This is a genomic window from Mesorhizobium sp. M2D.F.Ca.ET.226.01.1.1, from assembly GCF_004022705.2.
Classification (GTDB): Bacteria; Pseudomonadota; Alphaproteobacteria; order Rhizobiales; family Rhizobiaceae; genus Mesorhizobium.
Genome location: NZ_RZOY02000001.1, coordinates 552,677 through 566,336, shown reverse-complemented (window position 1 = coordinate 566,336; position 13,660 = coordinate 552,677). Strand labels below are relative to the sequence as shown.

General features: G+C 65.1%; 10 protein-coding genes. 2 read left to right on the top strand and 8 right to left on the bottom strand.

From position 1 onward, the window contains the following. Positions 1 to 26: 26 nt before the first annotated feature. The 7 genes from EN869_RS02630 to EN869_RS02600 all read right to left on the bottom strand — a co-directional run bounded on the left by EN869_RS02630 (position 27) and on the right by EN869_RS02600 (position 8,973). Positions 27 to 503 (bottom strand): DUF4189 domain-containing protein, encoded by a 477-nt coding sequence (locus EN869_RS02630; protein WP_127228615.1) that lies wholly within the window; start codon positions 501 to 503, stop codon positions 27 to 29. 50 nt (positions 504 to 553) lie between these two features. Continuing rightward, positions 554 to 1,279: a hypothetical protein gene (locus tag EN869_RS02625; protein WP_127228616.1), complete on the bottom strand. Its 726-nt coding sequence runs from the start codon at positions 1,277 to 1,279 to the stop codon at positions 554 to 556. 13 nt (positions 1,280 to 1,292) lie between these two features. Continuing rightward, a complete protein-coding gene (locus EN869_RS02620) occupies positions 1,293 to 1,832 on the bottom strand; it encodes an invasion associated locus B family protein (RefSeq protein WP_245489531.1) in 540 nt (179 codons plus the stop codon). Between the two features lie 43 nt (positions 1,833 to 1,875). After that, the gene (locus EN869_RS02615) at positions 1,876 to 6,027 is read right to left on the bottom strand and encodes a YadA-like family protein (RefSeq protein WP_127228618.1); all 4,152 of its coding nucleotides are present in this window, start codon (positions 6,025 to 6,027) and stop codon (positions 1,876 to 1,878) included. Further along, positions 6,024 to 6,476: a hypothetical protein gene (locus tag EN869_RS02610; protein ID WP_127228619.1), complete on the bottom strand. Its 453-nt coding sequence runs from the start codon at positions 6,474 to 6,476 to the stop codon at positions 6,024 to 6,026. Before EN869_RS02610 ends, EN869_RS02615 begins: the two co-directional genes overlap by 4 nt. Before the next feature lie 185 nt (positions 6,477 to 6,661). Further along, complete coding sequence (locus EN869_RS02605; protein ID WP_245489532.1) at positions 6,662 to 7,084, bottom strand: AraC family transcriptional regulator; 423 nt, start codon at positions 7,082 to 7,084, stop codon at positions 6,662 to 6,664. A gap of 365 nt (positions 7,085 to 7,449) precedes the next feature. Continuing rightward, a complete protein-coding gene (locus tag EN869_RS02600; RefSeq protein WP_127228621.1) occupies positions 7,450 to 8,973 on the bottom strand; it encodes a helicase HerA-like C-terminal domain-containing protein in 1,524 nt (507 codons plus the stop codon). Positions 8,974 to 9,226: 253 nt separating this feature from the next. Between EN869_RS02600 and EN869_RS02595 the strand changes: the two genes are divergently transcribed. After that, on the top strand, positions 9,227 to 10,669 hold the full coding sequence (locus EN869_RS02595; protein WP_127228622.1) for a methylmalonyl-CoA mutase subunit beta: 1,443 nt from the start codon (positions 9,227 to 9,229) through the stop codon (positions 10,667 to 10,669). Further along, positions 10,666 to 12,789, top strand: a complete 2,124-nt coding sequence (gene scpA / locus EN869_RS02590) for a methylmalonyl-CoA mutase (protein WP_127228623.1) — start codon at positions 10,666 to 10,668, stop codon at positions 12,787 to 12,789. The genes EN869_RS02595 and scpA overlap by 4 nt, the downstream gene beginning before the upstream one ends. 298 nt (positions 12,790 to 13,087) lie before the next feature. On the opposite strand, the gene greA is transcribed toward scpA, so the two are convergent. After that, positions 13,088 to 13,570 (bottom strand): transcription elongation factor GreA, encoded by a 483-nt coding sequence (gene greA / locus EN869_RS02585; protein ID WP_127228624.1) that lies wholly within the window; start codon positions 13,568 to 13,570, stop codon positions 13,088 to 13,090. Positions 13,571 to 13,660: the final 90 nt, after the last annotated feature.

Sequence of the window (13,660 nt, the reverse complement as noted above, 5' to 3'; positions counted from 1 at the left end):
TCAGCCACCCAAATTCCGTCGCGAAGTCAGGTGCAGACCCACTCGCGGATCTTGCACTCCTTCCCCTCCCCGCCGCATCGCGCCGTCGCCTTGTCCTGCGCATCCTTGCGGGTCGTGGCCGATGCCGCGCCCCAGAACGGGGTGGCCGCGCCACGGCTCTTGCCGACCGAGAGCGCCGCACAATGCTCATAGGGAAAGCCGGTGCCGTCGTCATCGTCCCAATGGCGTTGGATGCGGAACACCTCGACCACCCTGCAGCCCTTGCCATCCGCGTTCTCGCAATACTTGAGCGCGATGTCTTCGGCCTCCTGGCGCTTGTCGGCACCCCAGAAGAAGCCGTGCCGGCCGTCATCCGGCGAATAGGCGATGGCGCCCCAGATGCCCTTTTCCTCGCCCGTCTCGGCCGGCGGCGGCGCCACCAGGTCGGCGGCATGGCTGGCGATCGTAAGCCCGGCCAGTGCCGCCGCCAGCAGCGGGAGTGAGAGGCGACGGTTGATCAGCATTTTCGTTCTCCAGCTTGTGGCCATTCTTGAACCCTTGGCGATGCCGGCCTCTATCCGCCCATGCGCGCGACCGAGACGACGATGCAGGTGTTGCCGGTGGGGACCAGCAGCGCCTGGCCGCCATTGTTGGCCAGGTTGAAAAGGCTGGTGTTCGACAGATTGTCCGCCGGAACGCTGCCTTTCGGCAGGGTCTGCGCGACCTCCTGGCAGGATTTTTGGAAAGGAGCCACCCGCACGAGGCTCCCCTCGCAGCTCTGGCCGACAGGCGAAGCAATGACGACGCCGGCGGCTTGCGTCTTGTAGTCCGGCAGATCGTAACTCATCCCGGCGACGGCCTGCACCGCATGGGCATCCGGCGAGGTGCTGTCCCACTGTGTCTGGATCGCATAGGTCGATCCCGCGGTCAGCGCCTGCCCGAGCGCGACGAAGAGGTTGGCGCAGGTGTGGACGCCAGCCTGGCTCGCATGCGTCTGAAACGGAGTTCTGCCGGCCGAAGCATCTCCCGCGACGGGCTTGACATCGGTCGGCTTGGCAGCGACCGGCGCCTGCGATTGCGCCGAGGCGGTGCCCGCGACGAATTCGCCCAGCGCCGGAAAGAACCGGAGCGACGATATGACCGCCGCTGCGACCAGGACGGCGAAAGCGCCGAGCAGCGCGGTGTTTCGCACCAGCCGCCAGGCCGATGAGCGCGCCGGCGGCGGGCTTGCCGGCTGTTCCGGCAGCGGAACAGGCTGAGGGCGGTTCAGGATTCTGTCCTCGATGGATTGGCGGGTCATTTCGCGGATCTCTCTATTTGATGGTCGACAGCGCGGTCTTGAGCCCCTTGAATGGAGCATCGAGGCTGACGGTCGCTCCCGACGGCAGGGAATAGGAAACCTGGACGGTGGTCTCCTTGCCGATCTCCTCGCGAAGGACCGGGCCTACCGGCACATAGCCAACGCAGACCGACGCATCGCAGCCCTGCAGCTGAACGTCGACGGACTGCGTGCGGCCGGCAAGCTTGAGCGAAAGCCTGCTCCCCGCACCAGCCTGGCTGGGGGTCCGCAAGATCATGAAGGGCTTGCCTTTCTCGTCGGCCGCGAGCGACCAGCTGAAGACCAGGGCCTGGCTCCGGTCGACGAAGGACTGGCTGATGTTGCAGACCTTCTTCCTGGCCTGCAGGTTCTCGTCGCAGATCAGCGTCCAGTTCTCGAACGGGCGCGTGGTCCGTTGGTAGTCGCCGAGTTTTACGCCCGCAGGCACGGCGACGTCCGAAGGCTTTATCCGATAGGCAGGCGGGGCCGCCTCCTGTCCGACCGCGCGCGGGCCGGACAGGAGCAGGCAAGCCATGCACAATGCGACAGCAGAGATCGCTTGCCTTGCCATCTATGGCTCAGTTCAAGGTAAAGCTGAGGCCCGCGCCGACACCCCAGTGCCCGCCAGCCGTGGTGCCGGAGACATTTGCCCGGGCTCTTCCGTCCTCGCTGGTGTAGCCGGCGCCGAAGGCGACAGCCCCCTCGCCGCGCCAATAACCGCCGCCGGCCGCCACGCTCAGCTTGCCCGGACGGTCGTCATAGCGCAGCGACGCGGCCGCCAGGCCGATCGCGGCCGCTTGCCGCGCCTCGCCCTTGGCCTCGCCCATGTCCATGTTGAGCTGGCTGAGCTTGGCGTCGGTGTAGGCATTGGCTTGCTGGAGCGTCGTGGCTGCCACCTGATTGGTGTAGGTCTTGGAGTTGTCGAACGTCGTCGCCAGCCCGGTGTTGAGCTGCTGGACGTTGACCGCATCGGTGTTGGCGACGCCGGCGCCGACATTGTGGATGACAACGGGCGCATTCACGTCGCCGCCGACGAGCGTCAGCGAGTTGGACTTGGTGCTGTCCGGATTCTTGTCATACTGGACGGCGAACTCGTTCAGATTGCCGACGCTTCCCTTCACGGCTTCGACAGCCTGATTGGTCGCGTAAAGCTGGCTGCCGTTGATGGCGTCGGTCGATGCGCCGCTGATCCGGCCCGCCGCTACATTGGTGACGGTGCGCTCCTTGCCGACGTCGCCGACGCTCACCGTGCTCGTCGGAGCGGTTCCGGCGAAAGCGTAGGCGACGCCGTTGATCGTGGTGCCCGTGGTGGCGACCGCGGCCGCCGTCTTCGAGCCGGCGCCGAGCGCGACACTTCCCGGCTCGTTGGCGGTGGCGCCGGCGCCGAGCGCCGTCGACTGGGCGCCATTGGCGGTCGAGTTGGTGCCAAGCGCAATGCTGTCGGCTTGGTTGACGGTCGCCGTCTGGCCGATGGCGATGCCGCCCGGCGCAGTCTGCTGGACGATGGCGCCATTGCCCATGCCGATGCCGTTGTCGCCATTGACGGTCGTGCGCGGACCGATCGCCACCGAATCGGTGCCGACCGCGGCCGAATCCGAAGCAGTCGAATTGGCATGGAAGTACATGGTCGGCGTCACGGCGAAGGAACTCAGCGCGCCCTTCAGCTGGCGTAGCGTGACGGCGTCCTGGTCCTGCGTGCCGTCGGCCACGTTGATGATCTGGCGGTAGGAGGTGGATGTACCCACCGAGACGGCGCCGAGCAGGGTCTGGTCGGTGGTGTTGTAGGGGACGAGGCCGGTGCCGGCGAGGATCGATCCCGAAGCCGGCGCCACCGCGCGGTCGGAAACCGAGCCGGAGCCGAGCGCTACGCCGTCGGTGATGGAGACCGTGGTGCCGCGGCCAAGCGCCAGCGAATTGGCGGCGGACGCCGTCGCCTGGTAGCCGAGCGCGGAAGAACCTACGCCTTGCGCGAAGGCGTCGGTAACGGGAAGCGTCGTGTCGTTAGTGCGCACGTAGCGGATGCCGTCACCGTTGGCGTCGGTATAGGCCGTCGAAGTGTCGCCGGCGATGTTGGTGATCGCGTTGCCAAGAGTGGTGATGTCGGCGGTGTTTGCGGCGATGTCGGTGGTGTTCTGCGTCACCTGCTGGTTGGTTGCGAAGAGCTGCGAGCCATTGACGGCGTCTGTCGACGAACCGCTCAACTGTCCGGCCGCGACGTTCTGGATCTGGCGCTCGGCGCCGACCGAGCCGACCGAGAAGGCACCGGCCGGCGTGGTTCCGGCGAAGGTGTAGGCGACGCCGCCAATCGTCGTGCCGCCGACCGCCGTCGTGGTGCCGGATGCCGAATTCAGGCCGATCGCCACGTCGCCGGCATTGTTGGCCACGGCGTTCGGACCGACCGCAACCGAGTCGGTCCCCAGCGCCTGGGAATCCGACAGCGTCGAATTGGCGTGGAAATACTTGATGCCGCCGCCGGTGTTGATGTTGGTGACCGTGCTGGCGAGACTGTCGACGGCCTGATTGGTCGCGAAGAGCTGGGAACCATTGACCGCATCGGTCGAGGACCCGCTGATGCGCCCCGCCGCGAGATTGGTGAGCGTGCGTTCCGCACCGGGCGCGCCGATGCTGACAGTCGAGGTCGGCGTGGTGCCCTGGAAGGCATAGGTCGTGCCGTTGATCACGGCGCTGGCCGTGCCGACCGCCGCCGTGGTCACCGAACCGGAACCCAGCGCCACGTCGCCGGAGCTTGCCGCCGCCGTCGCGCCATTGCCCAACGCCACATTGCCGACGAAGCCAGCGGCCCCTGCGGTGGAGCCGTTGCCGAGCGCCACGGAGCCTTGCCCGATCGCCTTGTTGCTGTTGCCGATGGCGACGGCGCCGTTGGCCATATTGGCGGCGGTGGCGCTCGCCGTGCCGTCGCTGTTGGCGATGTTGTTGGCGCCGCCGGTGAAGGCGCCGGTGCCGCTGGCATAGCTCGGATCGCCAATGGCGACCGCGCCGTCACCATAGGCTGTGTTGCCGGCGCCGATCGCGACGGCCTTGCCGCCATCGGCGACCGCGCCCGTGCCCATCGCGACGGAGTCGGCGGAGAGCGCAGCGGACTGCAGACCGACCGCGATGGCGTTGGTTGCGGTCGCCTGGCTCTCGCGTCCCATCGCAAGGGCGTCGTCCGCAGATGCCGTCACGTCCGTGCCGATGCCAATGGCGTTGTCTCCGCTGGCGCTCGTTGCGAAGGTGCTCGAGCCGACATAGACGGAGTTTATCCCGGTCGCCCTCGTGCCTGCGCCGAGAGAGATGGAGTTCAGGGCGCTGCTTTGGGCGCCGCGGCCGAGCGCGGTGCTGTTGAGTCCGGTGGCGCGGGCTTCACGTCCGACGGCGGTGGAATTGTCGGCACTGGCAATGGTGCCGATGCCGAGAGCGGTACTGTCGAGTCCGCCGGCGCTGGAGCTGACGCCGGCAGCGAGAGAATTGTCTCCTGCCGCGGTTGCTCCGGACCCGAACGAGGAGGCGTTCGCGCCGCTGGCAACGGCGACGTTACCAACCGCCGTGCTGGCGGTGCCACTCGCCTTTGAGGTCGTGCCCATGGCGATGGCGTCTTGCGCGCTCGCATTGGCTTGCTTGCCGACCGCCGTGCCGTCTACCCCGCTCGCCGTGGCGCCCAGGCCCAGCGCGCTGGCATTAGCGGCGGTCGCCGACGCGTTGTTGCCGAGCGCGGTGGCGGACACGCCCGTGGCCTGGGCTCCCGAGCCCGCTGCCACCGAGCCCACTCCGCTCGACACTGCCTGGTTGCCCAACGCCAATGCGAAATCGGCCGAGGCGCTGGTGCTGGAGCCGAGCGCAGTCGTGTTCAACCCTGTCGCGCTGGCCGATTTGCCTAGGGCAACGGCACTGTCCTTGTTGGCGACAGATGCCCAGCCTCCGGCGTATGAAAAGTCGCCGCTGGCCAAGGAGCTTGTGCCGACGGCCGTAGAATTCGCTCCCGAAGCAACGGAGAAGGTGCCCAAGGCGTTGGCACCGCCGCCGGTGGCATTGGCCTGGACGCCGAGCGCCACGGAATTGATGCCGCTTGAGATCGTGCCTTGGCCCAGCGCCATCGCGCCGCCTGTGCCCGTGGCACTCGCATTCAGGCCGATCGCCACCGCATATTGCGCCGACGACACGCTTTGGCGTCCCATCGCGATGGCGTCGGCCTGAGATGCCGTCACATCCGTGCCGATGCCGATGGCGCTCTGCGCGAGAGCGCCCGATGTCGCGACGGTGCGCGAGCCGAGATAGACGGAGTTTATCGCGGTCGCCTTCGACTGGAAGCCGATCGCGACGGCATTCTGGTTGCTTGCTACCGTGTTCGTGCCCTGGGCGACGGAATCCAGCCCGCTTGAGGATGACCCAGATCCAATCGCTATTGCCCGCAGTCCGCTCGCGCTGCTGCCCGTATCGATCGCAACGCTATCCGTGCCGGTTGCTGAACCGCCACCCAAGGCAACAGATCCCGCACCAGCCGGCGTGGCGACTAAAAGCGTCAGGCCAGCCACCCCGATGGAGGCCAGGTTCGCACCGCCAAACCCCAGCGCGCCGAGCCCCAGCCCCCTCCGCCGCATGCCGAGCACCCGATGCGCGTTGCGCAGCGCGGCCATCAGGCGGCGGAGCAACGAGCGGCTTTCGATGGCGCCGGAAGGCCAGTTTCCAGTGAAGCGCCCGCGCCCGATAGTACGTCCTTGCCTGAAGTTCATTGCGAGAGGGCCTCCTTTGGCGCGTGGCGCTCGATGACGGCAGGTTCCGCCGACCCTGCCGCCGAAGCGTGTCTGCTCGAAAATGGAATGACGTCAGCGCCGCGCGCGAGCAGCGCGTGGCCCTGCTTCTCACCGATCGCCTCGACGCGATCGAGCGTGTTCTCAAGCCAGGAATCGCCCTCTTCGGGAACGGCCCGGAGCGCTGCCGCGACGCGCTCCTTGGGAATCAGCCGCTCCAGATAGGACTGCATCGCCGCCAGATGGACGGCAGGCTCATCGCCGGCGTGGACGACAGCGGTGAGACCGTAGAGATAGTGCGCAAGCAGGATATCTTGCTTGGCCTGTGGAACGCCATTGCCATAGCGCTTTTCGAGCGTCCTCGAAGCCGACTCCAGCCAATAACCGATCTCCTCGGAAAGGCTTCGGCGAACCGCCGTGTCGTCGCTCATGTCCCCTCAGCCAAATCGGAATCCGGGAAAGCCGGAACTGCCTCAAGAGGTCATGTTTTTGAACTCAGGTATTCCAATAAATTGCTGTTACATCCAAAAATATTCAGCGAGAAATCGGCAGTTAACAGTAAGTTACTCAAGCATTAGCGGGCATTCAACTTGTTGATTGCTAATTTAGAATGGTCTTATTTTTTGGACTTCGAGCGGCGCTGCCCCGTGCGCACCTGCTGAGGTGTCGCATGGCGATACTTCCTCATCATTGTGGTGAAGTGGCTCTGGCTCGAGAAGCCGCTCAAATCGGCAATGTCCGTGATCGACATGCGGCTGTCGGCCAGCAGCTTCTCGGCAAGATCGAGGCGAAGAGCCAGAACATATTGATACGGCGACACGCCGAACGTCTTCGAAAAAGCACGGGCGAAATGGTAAGGGGACAAGTCGCACACCGCCGCCATCTCGGGCAGCGACAGCTTGCGCGAGAAATTCTCCTTCAGGAATTGCTGGATCTGGTGGGTATGCCTTGCCGACAATCCGCCTTTTGCGTTCAGCAACGGAGCCCTGTCGGAAGCGATCTCCGACAATAGGGCTGGTAGATCATCGTCGCGCCGCAACACGGCCTCCTGATGCTCAGCCCCAGCCCGTCTTGGCCCAACCTCAACACGTGTTTTCGGTTCCCCAGGCAAAACAAATCGTGATCAAGCGCATGGTTGGTAAAACGCCATCGGATCTTCCGGCGGCAGCCTTGCAAGAGCCATGATTTGAGGCATCCGGTATTTCACGAAATTGCGGTTCGGCGTTGAAAAACTTCCCTCGCGAAAATTTTAGATGCCGCTGATGCTATGTGCTTGTTCGCAAGTAAGATTTTTTCGTCGTGAGGTAACAAAAGACAGCCTCTCACGGGTCAGGGCGCCATGCGCAATTCGCTTAGGGCGGCGAGCGTCAGACCAACGCGCCGGAATGCGGTTCCCGCCCAGCCCTAGCGCCCGCGCGCCAGGCTGCCCAGGATGCCGCGCACGATGGCGCGGCCGACGGACGAGCCGACCGAGCGCACCACCGATTTGATGGCGGCTTCAGCGACGGTCTGGCGGTTGGAAGACCGCCGGTTGCCGGTTCCCAGAACATCGTCGAAGCCCGGAATGGTCCAGCGCGAGCCGCTACTGTTTTGCTGCTGTGCCTGCGCCTCGGCGTCCTGCGCTTCCTTGGCTTTCTTCTGCAGGATCTCGAAGGCCGATTCGCGATCGACGACCCGGTCGTACTGACCGGCGACAGGGCTCTCGGCGATGATCTTGCGGCGCTCGTCCGGCGTGATCGGCCCGAGCCTAGACGATGGCGGCCGGATCAGCGTGCGTTGGACCATGGCCGGCACGCCCTTGTCCTCCAGCATCGAGACCAGCGCCTCGCCGGTGGCGAGCTGGGTGATCGCCGTGGCGCAGTCGAAATCGGGATTGGGCCGGAAGGTCTCGGCAGCCGTGCGCACCGCCTGCTGTTCGCGCGGCGTATAGGCGCGCAGCGCGTGTTGGACGCGGTTGCCGAGCTGAGCGAGCACCTTTTCCGGGATATCCAGCGGGTTCTGGGTGACGAAATAGACGCCGACACCCTTGGAACGGATCAGCCGCACCACCTGCTCGACGCGGTCGATCAGCACCTTCGGCGCGTCCTCGAACAGAAGATGCGCCTCGTCGAAGAAGAAGACCAGCTTCGGCTTGTCGAGATCGCCGACCTCGGGCAGTTCCTCGAACAGTTCCGACATCAGCCAGAGTAGGAAGGTGGCGTAAAGCCTGGGATTCATCATCAGCTTGTCGGCGGCCAGAACGCTGATCGCGCCGCGGCCGTCGCGGGTGGTGCGCATGACGTCGGCGATGCGCAGCGCCGGCTCGCCGAAGAAGTTCGCTGCACCCTGCTGCTCAAGCACCAGCAGCGTGCGCTGGATGGCGCCGACGGAGGGTTTGGTGACGTTGCCGTAGCGGGCGCTGAGCTCGTCGGCGCGCTCGGCGATGTTGGCCAGCAGCGCCTGCAGGTCCTTCAGATCAAGCAGCAGCAGGCCTTCCTCGTCGGCGATACGGAAGGCGATGTTCATGATACCTTCCTGCGCTTCGGTGAGGTTCATCAGCCGCGAGAGCAGCAGCGGCCCCATCTCGGAAATGGTGGCGCGGATCGGGTGGCCCTGCTCGCCGAACAGGTCCCAGAAGATCACCGGGAATTCCTGGAACTGGTAGGGATCGAGCTTCACCTCGCCGGCGCGCTTGACCAGGAAATCCTTGGCCTCACCCATCATGGATATGCCGGAAAGATCGCCCTTGATATCGGCGCAGAAGACCGGCACGCCGGCATTCGAGAAGCCCTCGGCCAGTATCTGCAGGCTGACTGTCTTGCCAGTGCCCGTTGCCCCCGTGACAAGGCCGTGGCGGTTGCCGTAGCGCAGCAACAGCTCTTCGGCGCGCTGATAGGAATCGTCGGGCTTGCGGCTGGCGCCGATGAAGATGCTGGTCTCGTCAGCCATATGTCCGATCTCCGCAATCTGTTCCGCTCAAAGGCCTCACGGAGGTATAGTAACGCAAGCCGCAGGCGGCAATGGCCAGCATCGCGTTTGGAGCAGGCGCCGAGTTTGGCCTTTCCCACTTGCGGATTTTGCGCATGTTTGGCAATCGGTTAGCTGGCCGCCAGGGAAGCCGGCCGCATGACGCATTGTGATCTCGGGTTCCCGACCCTAGATTGGTTGTACCGGCTGATGCGGCCGAGAAGGGAGGAGAGCGATGGGCGCCGGCGCCTTGACCCAGGATGTCGACCTTCCGAACGCGGACGCCAAGCGTTGGCGGGCGCTGGCGGAGAAGGCGCTTGCCGGCGGTTCCTTCGAGGAAAAGCTCGTCTCCCACACCGATGACGGCATCTGCATCGCGCCACTCAGCCAGCGTTCGACGACCGCCGAGCCGCAGCCGCGTACAAATCCGACTGCGCCCTGGATCGTCAGCCAGCGCGTCGACGATCCGGACATCGCCCGGGCAAGCGCGCAAGCCCTTGAAGACATCGCCCAGGGGGCTACCGGCCTGTCGCTGGTGTTCGAGGGCGCGCCGAATGCCTTCGGCTACGGCCTGCCGCGCACCGCGGAAGCGTTGGAAAGGGCGCTCGACGGCGTGCCGCTCAATCGCGTGCAGGTGCGTATCGACGCGCATCCCTGGAGCCGTGCCGTGGCCGACTGGCTGCTCGCTTTCCTAAGCCGCCGCCGCTCCGATCCGACCAAGCTCAACCTTTCCTTCGGCATCGACCCGGCGGCTATTTTCGCCGGTACCGGGCGGCTGCGTACCTCGATCGAGGCGCTGCAGGAATCGATGCCGCAGTCGCTGGCGCATTTCTTCTCGATGGGCGTGCCGGGTGTGCTGCTGGAGGCCGACGGCCGCGTCTTCCACAATGCCGGCGCCACCGAAGCGCAGGAACTCGGCACGATGACGGCCTCGGCCGTGTCCTATCTCAGGATGTTCGAGAAGGCGCGCCAGCCGCTGGTCTATGCGGCGCCGTATATCGGTTTCGCGCTCAGCGTCGATCAGGACCAGTTCCTGTCGATGGCCAAGGTGCGGGCATTGCGCAAGCTGTGGGCACGCATCCAGGAGGCCTGCTCGATCCCGGCCTCGACAGCCAGCATCCATGCCGAGACTTCCTATCGCATGATGACGATGGCGGATCCGGAGACCAACATCTTGCGCACCGCGATCGCAGCCTTCGCGGCGGCCACCGGCGGCGCCGATTCGATCTCGGTCCTGCCGCACACGATCGCGCATGGACTGCCTGCCGGCTTTGCCCGCCGCGTCGCCCGCAACGCGCAGTTGATCATGGCCGAGGAGAGCCATGTCGGCCATGTCGCCGATCCGGCCAGCGGCTCGGGCGCGGTCGAGGCGCTGACCAACGATCTCTGCACTGCTGCCTGGGAAGAATTCCAGCGCATCGAGGCCGAGGGCGGCGTGCTCGCCAGCCTGCAGCAGGGCTACATCCAGAACCGCGTGCAGACGGCCGCCGCAAAGCGCAACGCCGCTTATCGGTCGGGCGAACGCGGCATTGTCGGCACGACGCTTTACCGCGTCGGCACGGAGCGCCCTGTCGAGACGCTGCCGCAAGAGCGGCGGCCGGCGCTGACGGAAGGGGTGGCGACCTGCGAGCCGCTGTTTCCGCTGCGCATCGATCAGTCGATCGGAGCCGGATTATGATCCCGGATTTCAGCAAGATCGGCTGGTCGGCGCCGCGTCGCGCGCCGGTCGAGCTCAAGGGCCAGCGGATGACGGCGGAAGGCATCGCCGTCAAACATCTCTATACGCAAGGCGACCTCAGGGGGCTCGCCAATCTCGACACCTATCCGGGCCTGCCGCCCTTCGTGCGCGGCCCCTACCCCACCATGTATGTCCAGCAGCCCTGGACGATCCGGCAATATGCCGGCTTCTCCACGGCGGAAGAGTCCAACGCCTTCTACCGGCGCAACCTCGCGGCCGGCCAGAAAGGGCTATCGGTCGCTTTCGACCTCGCCACGCATCGCGGCTATGACAGCGACCATCCGCGCGTCGCCGGCGATGTCGGCATGGCCGGCGTGGCGATCGATTCCATCCTCGACATGCGCCAGCTTTTCGACGGCATTCCGCTCAACGAGATGACGGTGTCGATGACGATGAACGGCGCGGTGCTGCCGATCATGGCTCTCTTCATCGTCGCGGCGGAGGAACAGGGCGTCGCGCAGAAGGATCTGGCCGGGACCATTCAGAACGACATTCTGAAGGAGTTCATGGTCCGCAACACCTACATCTATCCGCCGAAGCCTTCGATGCGGATCGTGTCGGACATCTTTGCCTACACCTCCAAGCATATGCCGAAGTTCAACTCGATCTCGATCTCCGGCTACCACATGCAGGAGGCCGGCGCGACGGCCGACCTGGAGCTGGCCTACACCATTGCCGACGGCATCGAGTATGCGCGCGCCGGTGTCGCCGCCGGGCTCGACATCGACCGCTTCGGGCCACGACTGTCCTTCTTCTGGGCGATCGGCATGAACTTCTTCATGGAGGTCGCCAAGCTGCGCGCAGCGCGCCTGCTGTGGTCGAGCCTGATGCAGAAGAATTTCGCGCCGAAGGACGAGCGCTCGCTGTCGCTGCGCACCCACTGCCAGACGTCCGGATGGTCGCTGACGGCGCAGGATCCCTACAACAACATCACCCGCACGATGGTTGAGGCGATGGCGGCGACGCAGGGGCACACGCAGTCGCTGCACACTAATTCCTTCGATGAGGCGATGGCGCTGCCGACCGACCATTCGGCGCGGATCGCGCGCAACACGCAGCTCATCCTGCAGAAGGAATCCGGCACCACGCGCATGATCGATCCGTGGGGTGGCTCGGCCTATGTCGAACGGCTCACGCATGACCTGGCGGCGCGCGCGCTTGCCCATATCGAGGAGGTCGAAAGCCTCGGCGGCATGGCGGCGGCGATCGAGAAAGGCATCCCGAAGCTGCGCATTGAGGGAGCCGCCGCACGCACGCAGGCGCGCATCGATTCCGGCGAGCAAATTCTGGTCGGCGTCAACGCGCATCGGCCGCAGATGGACATCGAAGTCGACGTGCTGAAGATCGACAATGCCGAGGTGAAAGCCCGGCAATTGGCGAAGCTGCAGCGGCTCAAAGGCACGCGCGATGTCAAAGCACTTGAGGACGCGCTGGCGGCACTGACCCGTGCCGCCGAGGGCGACGAGAACCTGCTCGAATTCGCGATCCGCGCTGCGCGCGCCAACGCCACGGTCGGCGAGATTTCTCTCGCGCTGGAAAAAGTCTTCGGCCGCCACACGGCTGCGGTGCAGACGATCTCCGGCGTCTACCGGGACGCGCTCGGCGACAACCCTGCGCTCGACCCGCTGCAGGAGAAGATCAAAGCGTTCGAGAAGAAATCCGGCGGCAAGCCGCGCATCCTGGTCGCCAAGATGGGCCAGGACGGCCACGACCGCGGTCAGAAGGTGATCGCCAGCGCCTTTGCCGATCTGGGCTTCGACGTCACCGTCGGGCCGATGTTCCAGACGCCGGACGAGATCGCGAAGCTCGCCGTTCAGCACGACGTCGACATCATCGGCGCGTCCTCTTTGGCCGCCGGGCACCTGACGCTGATCCCCGAACTCAAGGCAGCGCTGAAAAAGCTTGGCCACGGCGACATGCTGATCGTCGCAGGCGGCGTCATCCCACCGCAGGATTATGACGCGGTGCTGGCGGCGGGCGCGGCGGAGATTTTTCCGCCGGGGACCGTCATACCCGAAGCGGCGAACCGGCTGATGGATCGGTTGCTGGCGGCTCAGTGAGGGCTTGCTGATTTGGCTGAAAGGTTGTTCTATGGAAATAGATACAACCATGGCGCGATAATATTCACGACAATCATCCACGGGCTTAAGGACGGATCTGGGGCCTTGCTGCTGCCACGCGAATTGCTTGACAGCTTGGACCTTCGGTTGGGGATGAGTTCCAGATCACCGAAACCGACGACGGCCTCATTCCAAGGCCGGTCCGCCACGACAATCATGAGCGGCAAATGAACGCCGCTCGGGTTGTCATGGACAAATACGAGGCTGAACTGCGAAGGCTTGCAAAGTAGGCCGACCGCTAATTCTCAGCCTTGTCGGAGAGCTTGACGATTTCCCATTCCTTGCCGTTTACGGCAGCCACATCGCCGACCTTCTTGCCGAACAGCGCGACAGCCATCGGCGAAACATGGGAAATGCTGCCCTTCGAGGGATCGGCCTCGTCCTCGCCGACGATGCGCCAATGCACCTTCTTGCCGTCGTCGCCTTCCAGCGTGACGCCCATGCCGAAGCGGACCACGTCGCTGCCCGGCTCCGGCACCGAAAGCTCGGCGCTCTCGCGCCGCGCGGTCCAGTAGCGCAGGTCGCGTGAAACCACGGCGATGCGCTCGCGGTCGCCCTTACGTTCCGCCTTGGCCAGGACGTCGCGCAGGTCGGCGAGATTGTCCTCGATCATGGCCAGGCCGCGCTCCGTCACCAAATTGCGATGGGAGCTCACTGGACGTTCGCCGACGCCGGCAATGGCGTTTTCGCTGTCTTCTTCTCGGGTAAAAGCTCTGCTCATGCGAATGAACTTAGGCTTGGCGAGGCGACTGCACAAGCGGTTTGCCGATGAGTTCACCCTGGCACGATTCCTGCGAAGGACAAGGCGAAA